The organism is Lactobacillus sp. UMNPBX6, from assembly GCF_002553975.1.
Lineage (GTDB): Bacteria > Bacillota > Bacilli > Lactobacillales > Lactobacillaceae > Lactobacillus > Lactobacillus gallinarum.
This window is the reverse complement of sequence record NZ_PCZD01000028.1, coordinates 1-23,935: the sequence shown is the minus strand read 5'-3', so window position 1 is coordinate 23,935 and position 23,935 is coordinate 1. Positions and strand designations below refer to the sequence as shown.

The window sequence follows — 23,935 nt, the reverse complement described above, 5'->3', positions numbered from 1 at the left end:
AATAACCGTCTCAGTATAACAGTAACTGGGACGGTTTTTAAGTACACTATTTTATATGACGCTTACGGTAAAACTAATGTAATTGATTTTTTACGTTTGTAAGTAAGAAGTAAAAAAAATGTAATCGCCTTTAACTTTTATGAAATATTTTAATGAAATAATGAAAATAGCAGTTATATAAGGGAAGGTGATAAACGTGAAAAATAAACTCATTATATTTATGACAACTGCGCTATTTATGTTAGCTATTATTGTAATGGGTCAAAATAGAGTGGATGCTGCATCCTGGGGAGCTAAGAACTTATTTACTACGCCAAAGAAAACTCGCGGAACATGGTACTATAAGCATGAAGGCGAAATCAAGAAGCTTAAAATCACAACGCATACATTTAATAAAATCAAATTGTATAAAATGTTGAGCAGTAATAAAGCAATTAAGTGGACTAAAAAATTAGCTAAGGCTGATAAGAAATCAGGATATAAATTAGCTCAAAAGGTTGGTACTTCTCAGTATGAAGCTACTGATTTCAAATTTCATAAAACACCAGGTTTTGCTGCTAATGGCTGGCTATCTAGCGATAGAGCAGATTCAGGACACACTTATGTTGCTATAAAGAAAAAAGATAAAAGTAATAATGATAAAGTAGATGCACTGAGAGTAGGAAATGGAGCAGATAATTCATTTTTATATTATTGCTATAAGAGCAAAAAATTAGTCAAATAGGTTATAATAATTTTATTGATTATTCAATCACATTTTTATATTTTGCACTGAAATCTTAATTCAGTGCTTTTTTCATGAGGATTAGACTAAATAAGATGATAATACGCCAGCGAAAAAATTATTTAACTTCTCAATTTTTATCTAAGATTAGTGCAGATGGAACTTTGAATATTGAAAGTTTGATTGTTCTGACTTGCGCAATTTTTATTGCAAGTGTTGGATTAAATGTTAATTCAACAGCTACTATTATTGGTGCAATGTTAATTTCACCTTTGATGGGACCGCTGCTAGCAATTGGCACAGGCCTTGCTTTATATGATGTTACTTTGCTGCGTAAAGGAACGATTTCATTATTAGCAGAAATTATTATTAGTTTAGCTGCATCTACAATTTATTTTCATTTTTCTCCTTTGACTTATGCTAGCCAAGAAATTATTGCACGAACTTCACCAACGATTTGGGATGTAATGATTGCGTTTTTTGGAGGAGTTGCTGGAATAATCGGTGCACGTAAAAAAGAAGCAAATAATATCGTACCTGGTGTAGCGATTGCAACAGCCTTAATGCCACCAGCTTGTACGATAGGGTATTCAATTGCAGCAGGCAATCTTAAATATTTTTTAGGATCAAGTTATTTGTTTTTGATTAATTGTGTTTTCATAATTTTGACTGCTTTTTTGGGTGTAAAAATTATGAAATGGCTAAGTTATTCTACTAAGCAATCTAAGTTGTTTTTCTTACGCAAGCCAACCTTTAAAGAGTTTGCGATAATTTTAGTAGTAATTATTTTAATTATTCCTAGTATCTTATCAGCTAATCAGATGGTGAATAAAACTCTAGTAGATCAAAATGTTCAAAATCTTGTTGTTAATGAGTTAGGCAATGTTAATCTAATTAAAGAAAATGTCGATACGCAAGGAAAAATAATTAATCTTACAGTTTCAGGTAATAAAATTAATGCTAAGAAAATTCAAGTGGCTAAAGCAAACTTAACAAAATATGACCTGAAAGGCTATTCACTGAATATTGTACAAGTAGCTCAGGTTAATCCCAATGCAGAAAATCAATTAGATCGACAAGTAAATAATATTATTAATCAGCGTCAGCATGAACAAGAACAAGCTGATGAAAAACGTCAACAAGAACAAGAAAAACGTAATCAAGAAATTCGTAAACTGTCCTCTGCAATATCTTCTGTTACTGCAGTTAGTGATAATAAAAATAAGCAAATTACTTTGATAGAGTTAAAAAAGCCGCTATCTAAGAAGAGAAAAAACGCCTTAGTAAGACAAATAAAAGATAAATATCCAAATATTAATTTAGTGGAATTTGTTCAAGAAAATATTAAAAATTAGAAAGCATATAGCATATTACTTTTATTGTGAAATATCTTGATACTAAAATAAATTTTGTAAAGTTTGTTTTATTATAAAAAGGAGAATTTCTGTGAAAAGTAATAAGGTTGTGCTTTTATTAGCATTAGGGACATTAATGTTAATTGAGCCTGCTATGATGCTATATGATAAGCAAGTTGAAACTGTAACAGCAGAGAAGAAAAATACTAATGCCCAAAAAACTAAATTAAGTGACAGCCAAATTATTAAAAATTTAGGTGTCAAAAAGGTAGCTAATTCAGATAACGATAAATTAACAGCTAAATATGCAAATATTGTAAAACAGCAGCATTATACCTGGGAAAATCCTTATATTAAAGTGAATCCGTATGAAAATTCACCGCTAACGGCATTAATGGTCTTTCATACTGATAAGCCAGCTAAAATTAGTTATCGAGTAATAGGAAAAACTGAAAATACGACAATTGAAAATAAAGTAAAGGGCTATCAAGCTGATCATCAAGTGCCAATAGTTGGTCTTTATGCTGGTTATGATAATTCGGTTGAAGTTACTATGACTGATCAAGCAGGTAAAAAACAAGTAAAGGTAGTCAAGATAAAAACAAGTAAATTACCTAGTTGGATTAGTAAATTTCCAATTAAAGTTACTGTCAATGATAAAAGTAAGATGAATTTGGGTTCAAATGAGTTAACTGTTTTAAATAGAAGTACTAAACAAACTTTTGCGGTTGATGGTGATGGGGAAGTACGTTGGTATTATTTACGTTGGAATCAACATATTTTTGAGCAGTTAGATAATGGACATATTTTATTGTTCAATAAAATCAAATCTGGGGATGAACAATACAATATGTTAGTCGAAACTGACTATTTAGGGCGAGTATATCGTCAATTTAGTTTCGATAAAACATTAGGTAAAAGTTATTCTGGAGAAGGAGTATCACTAGTACATCATGATGTAGTAGAAATGTCTAACGGAAATTGGTTATTAACAGTTCATGATGGTAGTAAATATGTAGAAGATACAATTGCTGAACTTGACCCTAATACTGGAAAAATTGTAAAGGTAATCGACTTTAAGAAGATTTTTCCTGAGTCAATGTATAAAAATAGCAAGATCAAAGCAAATGATAATACTAGCAGTGGTTTAGGACTAATGGATTGGCTGCATATTAACACCATTGATTATGATGCCAAAACTGGCAATATTTTATTGTCTGCCCGCAATCAAGATATGATCTGGTCAATGAATTATCAAACAAATAAAATTAATTGGATTTTTTCAAGTAAACCTGAAAGTCAATGGCCTAGTTCATTTCGTAAGTATTTGTTAAAGCCAAGTTCGGGTACTAAATATCCTGGTGGACAACATGGTGTATATATTCTTAATGAAGAAAATAATAAACTAAATGTTCTGCTTTACGATAACAATATTGCTGTTACTAACGGTGATAAGACGCAAAGTAGCAAGTTTTCTGCTGCTACGGAATATCAAATTGATACTAAGAAAAAGACCATTAAACAAGTCTGGAGTTATGGCAAGAATTTAGGTAAACAAAACTTTACCGAAGTTATTGGTTATGCACAACGCTTGAATAATGGTAATACTTTGATTAATTTTGGTTTTAAAAATAAGGGTAAAGAAAGCAATATAATTGAAGTTGATGCCTATGGAAATCAAGTCTTTAATTTGACTATTACTAATAGTGCTAAAGATATGACATATGTATATCGTGCATATCGGATGCAATTTTATCCTGATAATTATGTTTTTGATGCAACTAAATAATTACACATCATGTATTGACGCAGCTGGTTTAAACGCGTATAATACACCTAGTTGAGAACAAGAAGAAGCTCCCGCTTCTCGCCTAAGTTAAGTTAACCTCTGGGCTGATCGATAATTTCTGTTGATTAAAGGCGGGTGATTCTTATCCCGCCTTTTTCTTGTCCTCAAATTAACACGGAGGTGAATAATCATACCAAAAAGTTTAATCTTAAACGAAAGAATTCGTGCACGCGAAGTTCGTTTAATTGATGAAGATGGTCAGCAAGTTGGTGTTGTATCTAAGAATGAAGCTTTGCATAAAGCAAGTGATGCTGGCTTAGATTTAGTTCTTATTTCACCTAATGCTAAACCACCTGTAGCACGTATCATGGACTACGGTAAATATCGTTTCGAACAACAGAAGAAACTTAAAGAATCCCGTAAAAAGTCCAAGACAGTTAGTGTCAAAGAAATTCGTTTGAGTCCAACTATTGAAGGCAACGACTTCGAAACTAAATTGAAGCATGTTCGTAAGTTCGTTTCTAAAGAAGGAGCTAAAGTTCGTGTATCAATTCGTTTTAGAGGTCGTGCCATCACTCACAAGGAATTAGGTCAACAAGTTCTTGAAAAGATGGCTGAAGCAACTTCAGATATTGCTAATGTTATCAGTAAGCCTAAGATGGAAGGCCGTTCAATGTTCTTGATGTTAGCACCTAAGAGTGATAAGGACAAAAAGAAAAAGTAGTTAATTGGAGGAAATAGAAATATGCCAAAGATGAAAACACACCGCGCTTCTGCTAAGCGTTTTAAGAGAACTGCAAATGGTGGCTTGAAGCGTCACCACGCATTTACTGGTCACCGTTTCCACGGTAAGACTAAGAAGCAACGTCGTCACTTGAGAAAGGCTGCTATGGTTTCACGTAGCGACATGAAGCGTATTAAGCAAATGCTTGCTCAAATGCACTAATTATTAGTTCTTTAATAACTGACTATAGTAGGAGGAATTTTAAATGCCAAGAGTTAAAGGTGGAACTGTAACACGTCAACGTCGTAAGAAGATCATGAAGCTTGCCAAGGGTTACCGTGGCGCAAAGCACATGCAATTTAAGGCCGCAAGTACTCAATTATTTGTTTCATACAAGTACGCATTCCGCGACCGTAGAAGACGTAAGAGCGAATTCAGAAAGTTATGGATTGCTCGTATTAACGCAGCTGCAAGACAAAATGATATTTCATATTCTAAGTTAATGCACGGCTTGAAGTTAGCCGGTGTTGACATGAACCGTAAGATGTTAGCTGATATTGCTTACAACGATTCAAAGACTTTTGCACAATTAGCAGAAACTGCTAAGAAGGCATTGAACTAATATGACTATGAATAAGGATCAGGAGATATTCCTGGTCCTTATTTTTTATGATTTTGCAAATATTCTAAGACAAAAATTTCTAATGCAACTCCATTTTTGATATTATAGAGAATGAGAAAAAATGGAGAGTTTTTATGTTATTTAGACCAAAATATACAATAAATACAATTTATAATTTGGACCCCGTCAAGTTGAATGAAATGGGAATAAAAGCAGTTTTTTCAGATTTAGATAATACATTGCTTGCATGGAATAAGTTTGAAACTGCTAAAGAGATGGATAATTTTAATAAAAAACTTGCTAAAGCTAATATTAAATTGATAGTTATTTCCAATAATAATGCTGAAAGAGTTGGTAAGGTATTGAATCCATATCATATTGATTTTGTTTCTGAATCTCGCAAACCGTTACCTTTTGCGATCACGCGTAAACGCGAAGAGATGAAATTAGCTAAAGATCAAGTAATGATGGTTGGTGACCAGCTGATTACTGATATGCAAGCCGGGAATTTAGCAGGAGTAGAAACTGTTTTAGTAAAACCATTGGTTGAAACTGATAAATGGAATACGCGAATTAATCGCTTTTTTGAAAAGATTATCTTTTTCTTTCTTGGTTTATCACATCGAGTAACCTTTAAGGAGAATTTGCAAAATGGATGAGGATATTATTTGTATTGGCTGTGGGGCAGTTCTTCAGTCTGATGATCCACAAAAGGCGGGTTATTTGCCAAAGAGCGCTCTTGAAAAAGCAAAAAATGAAGAAAATACAGATGTTTATTGTCAACGTTGTTTTAAATTACGTCACTATAATGAAATTATGCCAGTAGATTTAAACAATGATGACTTTTTGGCTTTGCTCAATTCTTTAGCTGAGAAAAAAGCTTTGATTGTCAATGTGGTTGATCTATTCGACTTTTCTAATTCTTTGTTATCATCTTTAAAGCGTTTTGTAGGGAATAATGATTTTATTCTTGTTGGAAATAAATTTGATCTTTTTCCTAAGAATTCTAAGCAAAGCAAAATTAAAGATTGGATGAGACAAGAAGCTAATCGCATGGGGCTTTATCCTAAAGATATTTTCTTAGTTTCTGCTAAAAAGAAATTAAATTTAGAAAGTTTGATTTCATATATTAATGACCAATCTCAAGATAAAGATGTCTACTTTGTAGGGACAACTAATGTCGGTAAGTCAACTTTAATCAATGCAATCATTGACATGATGGGTGATATTCAAAATCTGATCACAACGTCACGTTTTCCAGGTACTACTTTAGATCAAATTGAAATTCCGCTTGAAAATGGACACTTTTTGATTGATACGCCAGGAATTATGACAGACAATCAACTAGCCACTCATCTAGATGCTAAGGATTTGGAATTGATCTCACCTAAGAAACCGTTAAAGCCAGCTACTTACCAACTTTTGCCAGGGAATACTCTGTTTTTGGCTGGATTAGGTAGAATTGATTACCTTAAAGGTGAATCAACTAGTTTTACAGTTTATGTAGCACGTAACATGTATGTTCATCGAACAAAAACTGCCAATGCAGATGCGTTTTATGAAAAACATAAGGGCGAATTATTAGCACCTCCATCTCCAGATGATAAAATGGCACCACTTAAGGGAAAAGAATTTAAAACGGAATTTAAGAGTGACCTATTATTTGGAGGCATTGGTTTTGTAACTGTGCCAAAGGGCTGTTTGGTTAAGACATATACGCCAGATGGTATTGGCTTGGGTATTCGTCGTGCATTAATTTAGAGGTTTGCGTATGGTTAATCCAAAATGTATTGAAAAAGAAGCACCAACTGTTGAAGAAAAAGCTGAATTAGAACAGGAAAAGGGCAGAGGCCGGCAAATTGGAATTATGGGTGGTACTTTTAATCCAGTCCATATTGCCCATTTGGTAGCTGCAGAACAAGCAATGACTAAATTGCGTTTAGATGAAGTTTGGTTTATTCCAGATAATATTCCGCCACATAAAAATGCACCGCTAACTTCAGCCAAAGATCGAGCAACTATGCTTGATTTAGCAACCAAAGATAATCCTAAATTTAGAGTAAAGCTGTTGGAGTTATTCCGCGGAGGTGTTTCATATACTGTAGATACAATGCGTTATCTAAAAGAAAAAGCACCTCAAAATAATTATTATTTAATCATGGGTAGCGATCAGGTAAACAGTTTCCATACTTGGAAAGAAGCATCTACTTTAGCTAAGTTAGTTACCTTGGTTGGTATTCGTCGCCCAGGTTATCCGCAAGATCCGCAGTATCCAATGATCTGGGTAGATGCACCCGATATTCAATTAAGCTCGACTGCTATTCGTCGTTCTGTAGCTACTGGAACTTCAATTAGATATTTAGTGCCTGAAGCAGTTAGAAAGTATATTGTGGAAAAGGGGCTTTATCTTGACGAAACTAATTTTTAAAAAGACATATTCACCATTAACAAGCGCTGAAATTATTACTAAGGAAAAGGCAAATATGGATGATAAAAGATTTCAGCATTGCGTTCGAGTTAGTGAGACTTCACGTAAATTAGCCAAATTGAATGGTTATGATGAAGATAAAGCAGCACTTGCAGGTTTTGTTCATGATTATGCAAAGCAAGTGCCTGTAGAAGAATATGTTAAAGTAATTAAAGAGCAAGATTTTGATCCAGATTTACTTAATTGGAATCGCGCTATTTGGCACGGAATCGTTGGAACATATTTTGTAGAACGTGATTTGAAAATTCGAGATCCTGAGATTTTGACTGCTATTCGCCGTCATACTACTGGGGATGTAGAAATGACCACCTTAGACAAAATTGTGTTTATGGCGGATTTTATCGAGCCTGGTCGTGATTTCCCAGGTGTTGACGAAGCTAGAAAAATAACCTATGCCAATTTAGATAAGGGAGTAGGTTACCAACTGGCTCATACTTTAAGTTTTTTAATTGAACAAAGAAATAAAGTTTATCCACGTACTTTAAAAGCTTATAACGTTTGGAGTACAAAATAGTTTTATAAAGGAGAAAAAATTTGACTAGTCAAGAAATTTTAGATTTTACAACTAAAGCAATTAGTGATCGTCATGGTGAAGATACCGAGGCTTATGATATGCGCGGTATTAGTATTTTAGCTGATTATTATGTAATTACCAGTGCTGGTTCTAATCGTCAACTTCATGCTATTGTTAACTCAATTGTAGAAGCAGCACATGAAAATGAATATAGTGACTACCGTATTGAAGGTACTAGAGATTCAAATTGGCTTTTGCTTGATTTAGGCGATGTAGTAGTTAATGTCTTTACCAAAGAAGCTCGTGAATTTTATAATCTTGAAAAATTATGGGCTAATGGTAAGCAAGTTGAATTAAAGGAAGATTAATAAAAATGAGCGTTGTCGGGATTATTGCAGAATTTAATCCTTTTCATAGTGGTCATGAATTCTTGCTAAATCAAGCACGGTTAATTGCTGGGAATGATCCAATTTTAGTTTTGATGTCTGGTAATTATGTGCAGCGTGGAGAAATGGCGATTATGAGTAAGTGGCAACGGGCTAAAGCGGCACTTCAATCAGGTGCAGATTTAGTCTTTGAGACGCCTTTTTCAACCGCTGTTGAACCAGCAGACTTATTTTCATTAGGCAATATTGAACAATTAGCTAAATTAGGCGTGACTGATCTTGTTTTCGGCGTTGAAGATGCTAACCTTAATTTTGCATATTTGGGCAGTAGAATTGCTGAAATCCCCCAGAATCATATGGATTTTAAGGATTACAGCCAGACTTATTCAACCCAGTATAATCAGATGGTAGCTCGTGAGGTAGGACATGAGGTTAATCAGCCTAATGCAATTTTGGGTTTGGCCTATGCAGTTGCAAATCATAATTTAGGTTCACCACTGAAGTTACATCCTGTTAACCGAATTGGAGCGGGACATGATGATCTTCTGCAAAGAAATGGCGTAGTCCAAAGCGCAAGTGCTATTAGAAATTTACTGCTCCATGGTGAGGATACGAGTAATTTAAAATACTGGATGCCTAAAGCCGAAGCAATTGAACTGAGCAAGCAACAAGTTTATCCTAATTGGAATTTATTGTATCCGTTTTTAAAATATCGGATCGAATCTTCTTCAATTGAGGATTTAAGACAAATTTATCAAATGAGTGAAGGCTTAGAGTATAAAATAAAACAAGAAATTCATTTATCTCGTGATTTCACAGAATTTTTACGTAGGATCAAGTCTAAACGATACACTTATTCTCGTTTGCGTAGATTAAGCCTTTATACGCTTTTAAATGTTACTCAAGATGATATGATTGCTAGTTTCAATCAAGAATCCTTAATGTTATTAGGATTTAGTAAAATTGGACGTCAATATTTGAAGAAGAATCGAAAAGATTTTCAAACTGAAATTATTTCTAAAGTAGATAAGCGAAGTGCTAAAAGCGGTTCACTTGCATTGCAAGTTAGAACAGATCGTTTATTTGAACAAATAATGGGTGTTGATCAAAACTTTGGTCAACGACCAATTGAGGTGTAATATGTTAGAACTTAGTTTTTCTAGAATAAGAAATAGTTCTGAGCCGTTAACACATATTGAACGTGATGTAGAAATGCGACCAGAATTTTTCAAAAGAAGCAAGGATCTTTTAATTGATGCCAAAAACGTATATGTTTCTGGAGATTTGTTTTATCAAGAGCCTTTTGTAACTGGAAATTTTCATGTTACTGCTGATTTAGTGGTTCCATCAAGTCGAAGCTTGCAGCCTGTTAAATACCATGAAGATTTTACTTTTACAGAAAATTATCTTGATCGAAAACCAACTAAAGAAGAACTTGAAGATAATGATACAATTGTTAAAATTGAAAATGATGTAATTGATTTACAGACAGCAATTGAAGATAATATGTTACTTAATATTCCGACCACAATTTTAACTCCTGAAGAAAAGGAAAAGGATATCTATCCTGAAGGTAAAGGCTGGGGAGTAGTTTCTGAATCAGCATTTGAAGAAGGAAAGAAAAATCAAGTAAATCCTGCATTTGCCAAATTAAAGGTTTTATTTGATAATAATGAGAATAATAAGAAAAAGTAAGATTATCTAATTGACTAAGAACGATCAAAGAATTTTGGCTTTGATTGTTTTTTTATCTTGTTTTGAGGGCACTTTTAAAGTATCCTTTAATTATAAAGACATTTTTTAATATATTTGTTAGTATTTAGAGAACTAAATTGATCGATGAGGAATTGAATTAACATGGCAAAAATTCTAATTATTGAAGATGAAAAAAATTTAGCTCGTTTTGTGGAGTTGGAATTACAACACGAGAATTATGAAACTGTAGTAGAAAACAATGGTCGTAAGGGACTAGAAGATGCCCTTAATCAAGATTTTGATGCAATCCTGCTTGACTTAATGTTGCCGGACCTGAATGGATTAGAAATTGCTCGTCGTGTTCGTCAGGTGAAGACTACGCCTATTATTATGATGACCGCACGTGATTCTGTTATTGATCGCGTTTCAGGTTTGGATCATGGTGCAGATGATTATATTGTTAAGCCATTTGCAATTGAAGAACTTCTTGCTCGTTTACGTGCTGTTTTGCGCCGAGTAAAGATTGAAAAAGATGCTTCTAAGGTTACTGTAGCTAAGCAAAAGACTGTGAAATTTAAGAATTTAACAATTGAAACTGCTAATCGTATTGTTCACCGCGGAGATGGCAAGGCAATCGATTTAACTAAGCGCGAATACAACTTATTAATGACTTTAATTGAGAATAAGAATAACGTTGTTAGTCGTGATCAATTGCTAAATAAGATTTGGGGTCCAGAATCTAATATTGAAACTAACGTTGTAGAAGTTTATGTTCGTTACTTGCGTAATAAGATCGATGTTCCAGGACAACCATCTTACATTAAGACGGTTCGTGGTACCGGTTATATGGTAAGAGATGAAGATGATGACCAAGAATAAAAATGAAGAGACCAAGCATTCATCGTTAATTGTGCGATGGGTAAGTATCGTTGCTTTAACGATTACGGTCTCTTTTGTCATATTTTCAGTCGTTGTTTATCAAATTGTTAGTCAGCAATCATTAGATCAGCAGCAAGAGACATCGCGCAATGTAGTGACTACGCTAGATAGGACGTTAAGTTCAATTCCAGATGAATTGCAGATATCTAACGTAATACCATCTCTTTCTCCGGCTACTAGACGAATTCTAAAGGGTGGGCCAGCCATTAGCGATAAAAACACCACTAATAATGCGTTTAGCGATAATTTGATTGCTTCTATTTCTAATCCTGATATTAATGCGGCTGTTTATAATAAACATGGTGAAATTGTTTTTACTAATGGAAACGTGACACCAAAATTCAAACCGTTTAAAGAAGTAGAGAAAAATGAAATAATTAAACGCAATGGTCATCAAATTTTATTGACTTATCAAAAAGTTTATTCATCCGTAAACAATAAGTTGACAGGATATATTGTAGTTTCTAACAATATGACATATTACAATAGTTTGATGAAGAACTTATTGCGTTCAATGGTTGCAATATCAATAATTGCGATTGTTGTGTTTGTAATGACTTCATATATTTTGGTATTCAATGTTGTTAAGCCGATTAAACGGATGTCTAAAGTTGCCCAGGAAGTTAACGCGGATCCTAATAGTGGAGCACGAATTAAAGAATTAAATCGTGATGATGAATTAGAAGATTTGGCCACTTCGATTAATCAAATGTTGGATAGAATGCAGAGCTACATTGAACAGCAGAAGCAGTTTGTAGGGGATGTTTCGCATGAATTGCGCACACCTGTGGCTGTAATCGAAGGGCATTTGAATATGCTTGAACGTTGGGGTAAAGATGATCCACAGATTTTAGATGAATCAATTAAGGCCTCCTTGCAAGAAGCTGACCGGATGAAACATCTGATTCAAGAAATGCTTGATTTAACTAGGGCTGAACAAATTGATGTACAATATCCACATGAAGTAACAAATGTTTATGATACAGTTAAGCGAGTAGTCGCAGATCTAGCCATGGTTCATCCTGATTTTGAAATTAGACTTGACGAGGATGATTTACCTCAAGGTACCGAAATTCAAATATATCACGGTCATTTAGAACAATTACTAGTGATTTTAATTGATAATGCGATTAAATATTCCACCGATCTTAAGCAAATTAATGTTTCTGCTGGGTTAACCAAAAAAGAAGTTAACATTATTGTTCAAGATTTTGGTGAAGGTATTTCTAAGGAAGATCAAAAGAAAATCTTTAATCGTTTTTACCGAGTGGATAAGGCAAGAACTCGTGAAAAGGGCGGCAATGGCTTAGGCTTGTCTATTGCCCATAAACTTGTAGACAGCTATCATGGTGAAATTAGTGTAGAGTCTGTTGAAGGACAAGGAAGTCAATTTAAGTTAACTTTCCCACTTCTTTCTAAAAAGAAGGCTGCTAAATTGAAGAAATTAAATGAAAATTCTGAATTGCCAAAGAGTAATTTGGAATAATGAAAAAATAGTAATTTAATTTTAAATAGTTAAAAGCATCAAGTTGATTTGAAAAACTTGATGCTTTTTGTATGCAAAAATATATTATTTGATTATTAAATAACAAAAATATTATTGAATAATAGAAATGATTAAAGGGATTGCTAAGATAGCGTACTCGCTAGTTTTAATGATATTGAATAAAACACTGGAATTATGGTGTTCTTAGCATAAACAGAATTAAGCAGAAATAACAAAACAATATTATATAATACGCGTACACAAAAGTCACAAGACAAGGCTAAGTTTTAAATTATATGTAAAAAGAGTAATCGATGTGCGTTAAAAAAAAGCGCTAAAATGAATTTTGTAAAGATAAACGTTGTTATTGATTCAAAACTTGAGTATTGGGAGGTTAAATTATGTTGTCAAAAAATAATTTTGATGAAAAACTTAAGCAAATGAATAAAAAAAGTGATAAGTTTTCGATTAGAAAGCTTACAATCGGTGCAGCTTCCGTTTTGATTGGAACAGTATTTTATTTAAATAATGGTGGTAATGTAGTGCAAGCTGCGGATGACGTTCCCAACCAACCCGCTACTCAAGTTGAAAAAATATAAACCAAAAAACAGTAGGTAAGGTCTCAACAGATACTGCTACTTCAACTTTAAAGGCAGATAATACATAGCAAGATAATGTTGTTAAAGTTAATACTTCTGTTTCACCAGAAAGTGAAATAAATTCAAGCAAGATAGTTGTTAATAAAGATGCAAGAGAGAAAACTGCTAACTTGAATGAAGTTGGGCTTCAGGGGATAAAGGATAAAAGCAAAGAATCATTGCCTGCATCTGCATTGAGAACAATTAAAGTTGAAAAGACTGATTCAAAACAGGTTAATGGTCAAGATGTATCTAATAAATTGGAAGATGTAAAGACAAATATCACTGATTCAAAAGGAAAAGCACTTGAAGATAATCAAAATGTTGAACCAGAAAATGGAGATATACTCAGAGCTAATTATTCTTTCAAACTTCCTAATGATTCTGTAAAAAGTGGTGACGGTTTTAAGATTCATTTTAGTGACAATCTGAATTTATATGGTACGACTGATCCTAATTTTATGAATAATCATGCTCATGAAGAAGGACGTAGTATACCAGATTTAATGGATCAAGATGGTGATATAATTGCTACTACTTCAAATATTGATGGTAAGGAAGATATATCTGCTTCGCTTTCTATTCCTGTATTTATCGATCCTAAAAATGTCCCTAATGATTCACAACAAGAGCTTGAGACAAACATTGGATCGAAAACTTATAGTAAAGATGTAAATGTAAAGTATCGTACATTTAATAATGATATTCAATCTGAAAATTCAAATCTAAATGGTGAAGCCTTTATAGATAAAGTTAATCTAGATAATAATACTTTTAGACATACTATTTATATTAATCCTCTAGGCAAAAATATTGGTGATGAAACGGTTACTATATCAAATTGCCCCAAGACAGATTCAGAAGTAAATTATAATAATCATGACACAAAGATTAAAATATATGAATTAAATAATCAGAATTCATTTCCAACTCAAAGTATGTATTTTGATCCGGACACTGCAAAGGATGTCACAGATGCCTTAGCAGGAAACATGCATTTTTATGGCAATAAACTATATTTAGAGTTACCCGGAAATGATCCATATGATAGTGGTAAATATAATGATAAAAAGCATGTTGTTCACAAGAAACATCAATCATGGAATAAGAATAGTGGGATACATGCTGAAAAGCAATGGAATGTAAATAAAGGGCCACATGCTGAAAATAATCGCTGGACTAATAACTACGTACCACAAGGGGAAAGCTGGTCTAATGATTATAAACCATATGGTGAGAACAGCATACAAAGCAAAGTGGTTAATGAATCAAGTCATAAAACATTACCTCAAACAGGAGAAAGACATAGTATTATGACTATTATGTTAGGTTCTTTACTTGCTGCAACTGGATTAATGGCTTTGTTCATAGATGATAAACGTAAGAAAAATTAAAGAATAAATCCTTAATAATGTAAAAGAGATTGAATATCTGCGTTATAAAAAAGTTAGATATATCAATCTCTTTTTAGTTTATAATCGTAATTTTTTTCTATCTAAAACGCTCTTTCTTCAACCAAATGCCCATAGCTACTCAAAATACGTGCTAAATCGATCCATTGCAGACTAATCGTTTTAGTATTGTCATTAGAGTGCACACCCACAAAATTATTTTCTTCCATCGCTTCTTGATCAATGACTAATGGAATTGTATTAGTCTGATCGTTTAAAAGGCTGAACGGAGATACTAAACCTCTTTTTACCTTTAATTTGTTCATTAATTCATCTTCATTAGCCATAGTTAAACTAGAAGTAAATAATTCTTTTTCTGCTTTCTTCCAATCTATTTTTTTATTTTCAGGAAGCATTATTAAAAAATATGATTTTTTATCTCGCGTTTTAATAAAAAGATTTTTACATTTAGCGAAAGTTCTATCTTTTAAATATTGGTCTGCTTCTTCACAGGTTGAGACCGCAGGATGAGTAAATGTCTGATAAGTAACATCATGCTTGTCTAATAAACTAAGTAATTCTTTGCTGTTCATAAAGTTTTTCCTTATTAAAAAAGCCAGGAAAAATCCTGACTCCATTTTATTATTTACGTTTTTGCTTACCCTTATTGCGGTTACGTAAGTCTTGGTGCAATTCCTTCTTTGCTTGACTAGTAGTGCTATTACCAGAATTAGTATCAAACAAATCGGCAACTTTTTCTTTAGTAACTACAATTTCAACCGGCTTATCTTTTAATTCATCAGCCACATGTTTCTTAACGCTAGGTGTAAGAATGAAGGTAACAATGATTTGTTGAATAATCATTACTAAGTTACCGGCTGCCCAGTATAATGCTAAAGCGCCTGAGAAGGATAAACTGAAGAATAAAGTCATAATTGGGTTGAAGATCATCATTGATTGCATGGTCTTCTTTTGTTCTTCAGGAATACCGATTAATGAAATGTATCCTTGAATTACCGTAAAGATAGTCGCAACAATCGCTAACACAACTGACTTTTGACTAAGTGAAATGCCAAAGAAAGTTGAGTGAGCCAATTGTGGTGAGTAGAATACCGCTTGATAAATTCCCCACATAATTGGCAACTGAATGATCAATGGCAAACAACCAATCCCGCCAGTTAATGACATTTCATTCTTAGAATAAAGTTCTCTTTGCCAACCTGACAAGGTCATTTGTTGTTGAGGAGTAATTCCTTTATGCTTCATTGCAGTTTGGATTAACTTCATTTGTGGTTGCAAACGAGCCATCTTTTCTTGTTGACGCACACTCTTGTTTTGTTGAACAAGCATTAAAGGCATTAAGATTAAACGAACAACGACGGTAATAATCACAATACCCCAACCTGCGCCGTTGTCACCACCGACCATATGAGCCGTGTGAATCATGATATTTTGTAATGGTCGGCCTAGCCATTGGTAAACCCAACCATAAATGCCACTATGAGGTGCAACATTAGGATTATTTGTAGCACCACAAGCACTTAATACAAGAGCAGTAACTACTAAAAGTGCTAAGACTCCCGTATATTTTTTGATTTTCTTCATTAAATAAATCACCACTTAGTTTCTATAGTAAATAAAATATGCATCTCTAATATAATACATGAAAATCATGCATTTGTTCCACATTTGGGATAGATTCTTGTGCAATATTTTCAATATGAGCGAATCCTGATGCAGATGGTAGTTTTTCAATAAAATAATCAATTTTATCGGGAGTACTTTGTAAGTAAATAGTAACAGTGCCATCCGAATTATTTTTAACAGTACCAGGGATGTTCATTTTATTTGCTAGTGCCATAGTGCTCCAGCGAAAGCCAACGCCTTGTACTAAACCAGAGACAGTTAATTTTCTTGTTTCCATAGTATTTTCCTTCTTAAAAATCAATTTCATTTTTAATTTTAACATGTTCCATGCTCATTATACTTTATAATAGAAAAGGATTAAAAAAGGAGAAACATATGCAACAAATTAGTTCAGTTAATAATGCAACGGTTAAAAAGTTAGCTAAGTTAAAGCAGAAGAAGTATCGAGATGAAGAGGGCAGTTACTTAATTGAAGGTTTTCATTTGTTTGATGAAGCCATTAAATCTGGTAAAAAGTATCAATATCTCTTGGGTACTGAAGAAGCTCTCGATAAGGCAGAGGAAGACTATGATGTCGATCTAAGTGGTAAGAATGTAATTTTGATCAATAAAGCGATTGCGCGTCATTTAAGCAGTACCAAGAATTCACAAGAAATTTTTATGGTACTAAAAATTGATCAACCTCGTGAATTTCCATTTAATTATGGTAAGTGGGTTTTACTTGATAATTTAGCAGACCCAGGTAATGTTGGAACAATCATTAGAACAGCTGATGCAGCTGGCTTTGATGGGGTGGTACTTTCTCCAGAAAGTGCAGATTTGTATAACCCTAAGACCCAGCGAGCAATGCAAGGCAGCCAATTCCACATTGATTTGATTAAGCGTGATTTGGCTGATGTCATCACTGATTTTCAAGATGCGGCAATTCCCGTTTATGCAAGTATGTTAGATAAGACTGCTAAGCAATTGCCTGATTTTGATAAAGTACCACAACTTGCTTTAATTATTGGTAATGAAGCTCATGGTGTTAGCTCTACGATTGCCAGCTTAAGTGATGAAAAACTGTATATTCCAATTAAAGGTAAGGCGGAATCCTTGAATGCGGCCGTAGCAGCAGGAATTATGATTTATTACTTTGCATAGTACTTGTATTTAGTAAGTGAATTTCATATAATAACTTATGGTCAGAGTAAAACAAAAATATAATATATGGTTATGGAGGAATTTACTTATGCAAGAAGTCAAAGAAAAAAAGGAGAGCGCTCCCTGTAAACCCGAAGACTACGAATTATGTGGTCATTTTATCAATGCTTTTCAAATAATTGGCAAAAAATGGAACGGCTTAATTATTAGTTCATTATGTGATACAGAAGATATGCGTTTTAAAGACTTGGCTCGCTGCATTGAGGCATGTTCAGATCGAGTTTTAGTAGAACGACTTAAAGAACTCGAAAAAGATGATATTGTTAAAAGAAGTGTTGATAAGGAGACAGGGATTATTTCCTATGGTTTAACTGAAAAAGGGGTAGAACTTAAACCAGTCTTTGATCAAGTACATAATTGGGCCGATAAATGGGCTTAAAGACTTGCAAGAACAAGCAAAAAGAAATATCATAATAGTTAATTACTGAGATCAAGACTAGTAACAGTTAATTATCTGAACAGAGAATCTTCTTTAATAAGCTGAAAGAGAAGATAGAATAGTTAATTGTGAATTTCATCTTGGGAGTAGAATCTAATCAATTCCGGTATTTCACCGTTAACGAAAACTTGAGTGTGGGCAGATAATGTCCAAACTAGGGTGGTACCGCGACGCTTCGTCCCTATTGAGGGACGGAGCTTTTTTGTTTTGAAAGGAAAGAATTAATGGACTTATTTGATAAGTTAAAAGAGCTTCATAAGCAAGGTCTTGAAGAAATCAAAAAGGCTACTGATGAACAGACTTTGAATAAAGTCAGAGTTGAATTAGTTGGACGTAAGGGTGAATTAACTAAGATTTTGCACTCTATGCGTGATGTTGCACCAGAAAACAGACGCGAAGTCGGACAAAAGGTTAATGAACTACGCGATTTATTTAACAAGCAATTAGATGCTACTAAGGCTGAAATCGTTAAAGCAGTTTTAGTAAAAAAGCTTGAAGATGAAAAAATTGATGTTACTTTGCCAGGTCGTGAAGGACATTTAGGTTCAAAGCACCCAATTAATGTTATTTTGGATGATTTGGAAAGTTACTTTATCGGTATGGGTTACAAGGTAGTACAAGGTCCTGAAATTGAAACTGATCACTACTGTTTTGAAATGATGAATTTGCCAAAGGATCACCCAGCACGTGATATGCAAGCTACTTTCTACATTGATAGTGAAGACTTGCTTAGAACCCAAACTTCAGGTGACCAAGCAAGAGTGTTAGAAAAGCATGATTTTTCTAAGAGTCCGCTTAAGATGGTTGGTCCTGGTAAGGTATACCGTCGTGATGATGATGATGCCACTCACTCACACCAATTCATGCAAATGGAAGGTTTAGTAGTAGATAAGAACGTTACAATGAGTGATTTAAAGGGTACTCTTGAAATGATTGCTAAGCATGTCTTCGGTCAAGATAGAGCTACTCGTCTTCGCCCAAGTTACTTCCCATTCACTGAACCATCAGTTGAAATGGACGTATCTTGCTTTAACTGTGATGGTAAGGGCTGTCCAATTTGTAAATACACTGGTTGGATCGAAGTATTAGGTGCTGGTATGGTTCACCCTAACGTATTAGAAAATGCTGGTATTGATTCAACTGTTTATGGTGGTTTTGCCTTTGGTTTAGGATTAGACCGTTTTGCAATTTTGAAGTACGGTATTGACGATATTCGTGATTTCTACACTAACGATGTTCGTTTCTTGAAGCAATTCCGCAAGGAGGAAAATTAATTTATGTTAGTTTCATACAATTGGTTACAAGATTTTCTTAATTTAGATCAAGATCCTCACGACTTAGCTGAAAAGATTACCCGTACTGGTGTTGAAATTGCTGACGTTAAGCATCCAGAAGAAGGACTTAAGAAGTTAGTTGTCGGTAAGGTCCTTGACTGTAAGGGTGTTGAGGGTACACACCTTCATTTAACACATGTTGACGTTGGCGAAGATGAACCACTTCAAATTGTTTGTGGTGCTCCTAATGTTGCTGCAGGTGAATTAGTAATTGTTGCTCTTCACGGTGCCCGTATTGCTGGCAATGAAAAGATCAAGAAGGGCAAGATTCGCGGCATGGAAAGTTACGGAATGATCTGTGGCTTGCAAGAAATTGGCTTCAGTGACAGCGTAGTACCAGAAGAATTTGTTGATGGAATCTATGTCTTCCCAGAAGATGCAGACGTTAAGCCAGGTCAAGATGTTTATGAAGCACTTGGAATGGATGACTACATTTTAGACTTCGATATTACGCCTAACCGTGCTGATACCTTAAGTATGGAAGGCTCAGCTTACGAAGTTGGTGCAATTGTTGATCAAAAGCCTAAGGTAGAAGATGTTTTCTTAAAAGAAGATGGTCCTGACTGGACAGATTCTCTTGATGTTAAGGTTGATGAAAAGTTAGCACCTAAGTTTTACTTACGTAAATTAACTGGCGTTAAGATTCAACCATCACCACTTTGGATGCAAAGACGTCTTTGGAATGCAGGAATTCGCCCAATTAACAATGTAGTTGATGTAACTAATTACATTATGCTTTTAACTGGTCAACCAATGCACGCCTATGATGCTAAGACTTTCTCAAATGGAAAATTAGAAGTTAGATTAGCTAACAAGGGTGAAAAGCTTACTTTATTAAATGAAAAAGAAGTAGATCTTGATCCTAATGATATCGTTATTACTGATGGTGAAAAGCCTGTAATGATGGCTGGTGTCATGGGTGGACTTAACTCAGAAATTACTGCTGAAACTACTGATGTAATTTTAGAATCCGCAATTTTTGATCCTACTTTGGTTAGAAAAGCTGCTCTTCGCCATGCAAACCGTACAGAAGCTTCTAGTCGTTATGAAAAGGGCGTTAACTGGGATGGAACTGAAAAGGCAATTAACATGGCTGCACTCTTGCTTAGAAATGATGCAGATGCAACTGTAGATGAAGGCATTATTAAGGCAACTGACACTAAACGTAAGCCAGTTGTAGTTAAAACTACTGTTTCATACATTAATCATGTTTTAGGTACTGAAATTTCTGCTAAAGATATGATTAAGATTTTTGATCGTTTAGGCTTCATGGTTGAGCACGATGGCGATAATATTGCAGTCCATGTTCCAAATAGAAGATGGGATATTGCTATTCCTGCCGATTTAGTTGAAGAAGTTGGTCGTATCTATGGTTACGATAATTTGAAGTCAACTCAACCACTTTTGGCTGAAACTCACGGTGGTTACTCAGAAAAAGAAGAAATGATGCGTCGCATGAAAGCTATTGTCGAAGGACAAGGCTTAATGGAAGCTATTTCTTACTCATTAACTTCACCAGAAAAGGCTGTTCGCTACACTAAGGATCCTAAGGATTTAGTTAAGGTTCAAATGCCACTTAACTCAAGTCGTTCTGCTATGCGTGAAAACTTGATGACTGGTTTAGTTGATGCAGCTAGCTACAACTTTGCTAGAAAGCAAACCCAATTGGCATTGTTTGAACAAGGCCGTGTTTATGATCATGATGGTGGAACATTTAATGAACATGAACATTTAGCTGCTTTATATTCAGGCAATACCTTTGCTGAAAACTGGCAACACTTAACCCAAAAAGTGGACTTCTACTTTGTAAAAGGTCAATTGACTAACCTATTTACTGCAATTGGCATTGATCTCGAAAAGGTAGTCTACAAGGCTGAAGGCATCAAAGGGATGCACCCAACTAGAACCGCTGCTATTTACATTGATAAGCAATATGTTGGTATGATCGGTATGATTGCTCATGCTGTAACCCTTGCTGACAAGGCTCTTCGTGGTTCAGAACTTTATGGTTATGAAATTAACCTAGATGTAATTATTCCTATGCTTACTAAGGGCATGACTGCTACTCCAGCTCCTAAGTTCCCAGCAATTGAACGTGACCTTTCATTGTTAGTCAATAAAGATGTAACTAACCAAGAAGTTGAAAATGTCATTAAGTCTAATGCTGGTAAGTATTTGACAGCTCTTAAAGTAATTGATGTTTACGAGGGTAGTCACATTGAAGTTGGCAAGAAGAGTATAGCTTACAGTTTAACTTTCTTGAATAGAAAGGATACTTTAACTGATAAGGTCGTAAATAATGCAATGGACAAGATCAGAGCAGGTCTTGAAAACGATCTTGATATTAAAGTACGTTAATGGTTGACTTTAATGGTGTAAACCAATATCATTGATCAATGCAAAGAGAATTTAATTTCTGAGGAGTTAAAATAATATGCCTGAAAAATCTTATCCAATGACTGCTGAAGGTAAAGAAAAACTTCAAGCAGAATTAAAGAATTTAAAATTAGTTAAGCGTCCAGAAGTTATTGAACGTATTAAGGTTGCACGTTCATTCGGTGACTTATCAGAAAATTCTGAATACGATGCAGCTAAGGATGAACAAAGTCACGTAGAAGACAGAATTGCTCAAGTAGAAGACATGCTTAAGTACGCACAAGTTGTCGATGCTGACAGTGTTGATCCTAATGAAGTTTCAGTTGGTAAGACTGTTACCTATACTGAAGTTGGTACAGATGATGCTGAAACCTACACTATTGTAGGTAGTGATGAATCTGATCCATTAAATGGCAAGATCTCAAATGATTCACCAATTGCACAAGCACTCTTGGGCAAGAAAAAGGGTGAAACTGTATCAATTACCACTCCTGGTGGCCAATTTGACGTTGTAATCAACAATGTTGAAGCATAATAATTGAGAAGAGGAGTTAGGTAAAACTAACTCCCTTTTTGTTAGAAAGAAGGTTTTTAAAAATGAGAACAGTAGGAATTATCGGAATGGGTCATGTTGGTGCAACTGTCGCATATACTTTATTTACTCATGGCATGGTTGATGATTTAATTTTAATCGACAAAAATGAAGATAAAGTAAACGCTGAATACAATGATTTACATGATACTTTGGCTAGAAATGATAGTTATGTCAATGTAAGAAAGCAAGATTGGGATGGTCTTGAAGATGCCGATATTATTATTACTGCTTTCGGTGATATTGCAGCTTCAGTTAAGACTGGCGATCGTTTCGGCGAATTTGAATTAAATGCAAAAAATGCTAGACAAGTTGGTGCAGATATTAAGGAATCAGGCTTCCACGGAGTTTTGATCAATATTTCTAACCCTTGTGATGCAATTACTCAAATTTTGCAAGAAACTTCCGGTTTGAAGAAGAATCGTGTCTTCGGTACTGGTACTTTCCTTGATACTGCAAGAGTACAAAGAATTATTGGTGAAAAGTTAGGACAAGATCCACGTAATGTAGAAGGTTTTGTTTTGGGTGAACATGGTTCTTCTCAATTCACCGCTTGGTCAACGATCAGAGTTAACAATAAGATTGCTTTCCAATTATTTGGCGATGAAGAACAAGAAAAGATCAGTGAACAATCAAATAAGAACGCATTTGTTGTGGCAAACGGTAAAGGCTATACTAGTTATGCCATTGCTACTTGTGCAGTTCGTTTGGTTCAAGCTGTATTTAGCGATGCACGTTTATACTGTCCTGTTTCAGTTTATAATCCAGAATACAAGACTTACATCGGCTATCCAGCAATTATTGGCCGCGACGGTATTGAAGAAGTAATTGAATTGAAGCTTACTTCTGAAGAAAAGGAAAAACTTGAAGCAGCAGCTGATAAGATCAAGGAACACTTGGATCAATTGAAGAAAAAATAAAATATTGATTTAGATAAGAAGACGAGAAGTTACAATTGCGTAATTTCTCGTCTTTTTAATTTTTCCAAAAAAATTTTCGTCTTTTTTGCGTAATAAAGTAAGCGTCATATAACCGAGTATCTTTTTTAGTCCGTATTTTTCAGGTATTCTAATCTCATCAATTTAATGGAGGTTAAGAATATGATCGAAAAACAACAACCCATTGTGGCACTTGGACACTCTTCTAAACCTAGGAAGGCTCGTCCACCACGCAATAATCTGTTGCTTAGTTTAAAGAAGAATGACTTAGAACTGAACTTCTACAGTAGTTTAGATACTGAAATTATGAATAAGCTGCTTGAGAAAGTCTTATCATGATTAGGCTCAGTGATTTGGGTCAAGTCTATATCGTTTGCGGCAAGACGGATCTGCGTAAAGGCATTGATGGACTAGCAACTTTAGTCAAAGAACAGTTTGAACTTGATCCTTTTAGCGGCAAAGTCTTCCTCTTTTGCGGCGGAAGCAAGGACCGCTTCAAAGCCCTTTATTGGGACGGACAAGGTTTTTGGCTGTTATACAAAAGATTTGAAAATGGAAAATTGAACTGGCCCAGGAATCAAAATGAAGTTCAAGCTTTATCTTCTGAGCAGGTCGACTGGCTAATGAAGGGCTTCGCAATCAATCCAAAAATAAA

28 protein-coding genes and 2 other annotated features are annotated in these 23,935 nt (G+C 34.5%); of the genes, 25 read left to right on the top strand and 3 right to left on the bottom strand.

Translation table 11 applies throughout. The annotated features are described in order from the left end of the window. Nucleotides 1-187: 187 nt before the first annotated feature. From CP357_RS06020 to CP357_RS05940, 17 genes are all read left to right on the top strand, one after another. On the top strand, nt 188-724 hold the full coding sequence (locus CP357_RS06020; RefSeq protein ID WP_087176666.1) for a hypothetical protein: 537 nt from the start codon (nt 188-190) through the stop codon (nt 722-724). 95 nt (nt 725-819) lie between these two features. After that, nucleotides 820-2,079: a DUF389 domain-containing protein gene (locus tag CP357_RS06015; RefSeq protein WP_087235666.1), complete on the top strand. Its 1,260-nt coding sequence runs from the start codon at nt 820-822 to the stop codon at nt 2,077-2,079. Between the two features lie 91 nt (nt 2,080-2,170). After that, nucleotides 2,171-3,868, top strand: a complete 1,698-nt coding sequence (locus CP357_RS06010) for an aryl-sulfate sulfotransferase (RefSeq protein ID WP_098036818.1) — start codon at nt 2,171-2,173, stop codon at nt 3,866-3,868. 53 nt (nt 3,869-3,921) lie between these two features. After that, nucleotides 3,922-4,033 (top strand) — a sequence feature (ribosomal protein L20 leader region). Between the two features lie 25 nt (nt 4,034-4,058). Then, on the top strand, nt 4,059-4,592 hold the full coding sequence (gene infC, locus CP357_RS06005; RefSeq protein ID WP_081776552.1) for a translation initiation factor IF-3: 534 nt from the start codon (nt 4,059-4,061) through the stop codon (nt 4,590-4,592). A 21-nt stretch (nt 4,593-4,613) separates the two neighbouring features. After that, entirely contained in the window at nt 4,614-4,814 is a 201-nt protein-coding gene (gene rpmI / locus CP357_RS06000) for a 50S ribosomal protein L35 (RefSeq protein WP_014918452.1), read from the top strand. A 43-nt stretch (nt 4,815-4,857) separates the two neighbouring features. Continuing rightward, entirely contained in the window at nt 4,858-5,214 is a 357-nt protein-coding gene (rplT, locus tag CP357_RS05995) for a 50S ribosomal protein L20 (RefSeq protein WP_005719897.1), read from the top strand. 134 nt (nt 5,215-5,348) lie between these two features. Beyond that, complete coding sequence (locus CP357_RS05990) at nt 5,349-5,873, top strand: YqeG family HAD IIIA-type phosphatase (RefSeq protein WP_025005320.1); 525 nt, start codon at nt 5,349-5,351, stop codon at nt 5,871-5,873. Then, a complete protein-coding gene (gene yqeH / locus CP357_RS05985; RefSeq protein ID WP_087363261.1) occupies nt 5,866-6,975 on the top strand; it encodes a ribosome biogenesis GTPase YqeH in 1,110 nt (369 codons plus the stop codon). Before CP357_RS05990 ends, yqeH begins: the two co-directional genes overlap by 8 nt. A 10-nt stretch (nt 6,976-6,985) precedes the next feature. Then, nucleotides 6,986-7,642 (top strand): nicotinate-nucleotide adenylyltransferase, encoded by a 657-nt coding sequence (locus CP357_RS05980; RefSeq protein WP_098036817.1) that lies wholly within the window; start codon nt 6,986-6,988, stop codon nt 7,640-7,642. After that, nucleotides 7,623-8,216 carry a bis(5'-nucleosyl)-tetraphosphatase (symmetrical) YqeK gene (gene yqeK, locus CP357_RS05975; protein WP_098036816.1) on the top strand — a complete coding sequence of 198 codons (594 nt, stop codon included), beginning with the start codon at nt 7,623-7,625 and terminating at the stop codon, nt 8,214-8,216. The genes CP357_RS05980 and yqeK overlap by 20 nt, the downstream gene beginning before the upstream one ends. Nucleotides 8,217-8,236: 20 nt before the next feature. Further along, on the top strand, nt 8,237-8,584 hold the full coding sequence (gene rsfS / locus CP357_RS05970) for a ribosome silencing factor (RefSeq protein WP_025005322.1): 348 nt from the start codon (nt 8,237-8,239) through the stop codon (nt 8,582-8,584). A 5-nt stretch (nt 8,585-8,589) separates the two neighbouring features. Further along, entirely contained in the window at nt 8,590-9,741 is a 1,152-nt protein-coding gene (locus CP357_RS05965) for a nucleotidyltransferase (RefSeq protein WP_087363263.1), read from the top strand. A gap of 1 nt (nt 9,742) precedes the next feature. Continuing rightward, complete coding sequence (locus CP357_RS05960; RefSeq protein ID WP_098036815.1) at nt 9,743-10,297, top strand: DUF177 domain-containing protein; 555 nt, start codon at nt 9,743-9,745, stop codon at nt 10,295-10,297. Between the two features lie 162 nt (nt 10,298-10,459). Continuing rightward, nucleotides 10,460-11,176 carry a response regulator transcription factor gene (locus CP357_RS05955; RefSeq protein WP_087176673.1) on the top strand — a complete coding sequence of 239 codons (717 nt, stop codon included), beginning with the start codon at nt 10,460-10,462 and terminating at the stop codon, nt 11,174-11,176. Then, on the top strand, nt 11,154-12,722 hold the full coding sequence (locus tag CP357_RS05950; protein WP_087363268.1) for a HAMP domain-containing histidine kinase: 1,569 nt from the start codon (nt 11,154-11,156) through the stop codon (nt 12,720-12,722). The genes CP357_RS05955 and CP357_RS05950 overlap by 23 nt, the downstream gene beginning before the upstream one ends. Before the next feature lie 401 nt (nt 12,723-13,123). After that, nucleotides 13,124-13,321 carry a YSIRK-type signal peptide-containing protein gene (locus CP357_RS05945; RefSeq protein ID WP_098036814.1) on the top strand — a complete coding sequence of 66 codons (198 nt, stop codon included), beginning with the start codon at nt 13,124-13,126 and terminating at the stop codon, nt 13,319-13,321. Nucleotides 13,322-13,491: 170 nt separating this feature from the next. Continuing rightward, nucleotides 13,492-14,754 (top strand): fibrinogen-binding adhesin SdrG C-terminal domain-containing protein, encoded by a 1,263-nt coding sequence (locus CP357_RS05940; protein WP_098036813.1) that lies wholly within the window; start codon nt 13,492-13,494, stop codon nt 14,752-14,754. Between the two features lie 101 nt (nt 14,755-14,855). Here the strand turns inward: CP357_RS05940 and CP357_RS05935 are convergent, their stop codons facing one another. The 3 genes from CP357_RS05935 to CP357_RS05925 are packed head-to-tail and all read right to left on the bottom strand — an operon-like array spanning nt 14,856 to nt 16,675. Next, nucleotides 14,856-15,344 carry a YbaK/EbsC family protein gene (locus CP357_RS05935; protein ID WP_098036812.1) on the bottom strand — a complete coding sequence of 163 codons (489 nt, stop codon included), beginning with the start codon at nt 15,342-15,344 and terminating at the stop codon, nt 14,856-14,858. A 49-nt stretch (nt 15,345-15,393) separates the two neighbouring features. Continuing rightward, nucleotides 15,394-16,356, bottom strand: coding sequence for a membrane protein insertase YidC (gene yidC / locus CP357_RS05930; RefSeq protein WP_087176477.1), 963 nt, complete (start codon nt 16,354-16,356; stop codon nt 15,394-15,396). A 46-nt stretch (nt 16,357-16,402) separates the two neighbouring features. Beyond that, nucleotides 16,403-16,675, bottom strand: coding sequence for an acylphosphatase (locus CP357_RS05925; RefSeq protein WP_098036819.1), 273 nt, complete (start codon nt 16,673-16,675; stop codon nt 16,403-16,405). A 98-nt stretch (nt 16,676-16,773) separates the two neighbouring features. On the opposite strand from CP357_RS05925, the gene CP357_RS05920 reads away from it, so the two are divergent. The 8 genes from CP357_RS05920 to tnpB all read left to right on the top strand — a co-directional run. Further along, nucleotides 16,774-17,541, top strand: coding sequence for an RNA methyltransferase (locus CP357_RS05920; protein WP_098036811.1), 768 nt, complete (start codon nt 16,774-16,776; stop codon nt 17,539-17,541). 88 nt (nt 17,542-17,629) lie between these two features. After that, nucleotides 17,630-17,980 (top strand): helix-turn-helix domain-containing protein, encoded by a 351-nt coding sequence (locus tag CP357_RS05915; RefSeq protein ID WP_025005333.1) that lies wholly within the window; start codon nt 17,630-17,632, stop codon nt 17,978-17,980. A gap of 38 nt (nt 17,981-18,018) precedes the next feature. Further along, nucleotides 18,019-18,226: a binding site (T-box leader), on the top strand. Between the two features lie 38 nt (nt 18,227-18,264). Then, on the top strand, nt 18,265-19,314 hold the full coding sequence (gene pheS, locus CP357_RS05910; RefSeq protein WP_098036810.1) for a phenylalanine--tRNA ligase subunit alpha: 1,050 nt from the start codon (nt 18,265-18,267) through the stop codon (nt 19,312-19,314). Between the two features lie 3 nt (nt 19,315-19,317). Continuing rightward, the gene (gene pheT, locus CP357_RS05905; protein ID WP_056945532.1) at nt 19,318-21,732 is read left to right on the top strand and encodes a phenylalanine--tRNA ligase subunit beta; all 2,415 of its coding nucleotides are present in this window, start codon (nt 19,318-19,320) and stop codon (nt 21,730-21,732) included. A gap of 76 nt (nt 21,733-21,808) precedes the next feature. Continuing rightward, nucleotides 21,809-22,285, top strand: coding sequence for a transcription elongation factor GreA (gene greA / locus CP357_RS05900; RefSeq protein WP_014918467.1), 477 nt, complete (start codon nt 21,809-21,811; stop codon nt 22,283-22,285). 62 nt (nt 22,286-22,347) lie between these two features. Further along, nucleotides 22,348-23,262 (top strand): L-lactate dehydrogenase, encoded by a 915-nt coding sequence (locus CP357_RS05895; protein WP_025005335.1) that lies wholly within the window; start codon nt 22,348-22,350, stop codon nt 23,260-23,262. 180 nt (nt 23,263-23,442) lie between these two features. Continuing rightward, nucleotides 23,443-23,619 (top strand): hypothetical protein, encoded by a 177-nt coding sequence (locus tag CP357_RS10340; RefSeq protein ID WP_199161063.1) that lies wholly within the window; start codon nt 23,443-23,445, stop codon nt 23,617-23,619. After that, a partial coding sequence (gene tnpB, locus CP357_RS10140; RefSeq protein ID WP_233187217.1) for an IS66 family insertion sequence element accessory protein TnpB occupies nt 23,616-23,935 on the top strand: 320 nt, incomplete at its 3' end. The genes CP357_RS10340 and tnpB, both read left to right, overlap by 4 nt.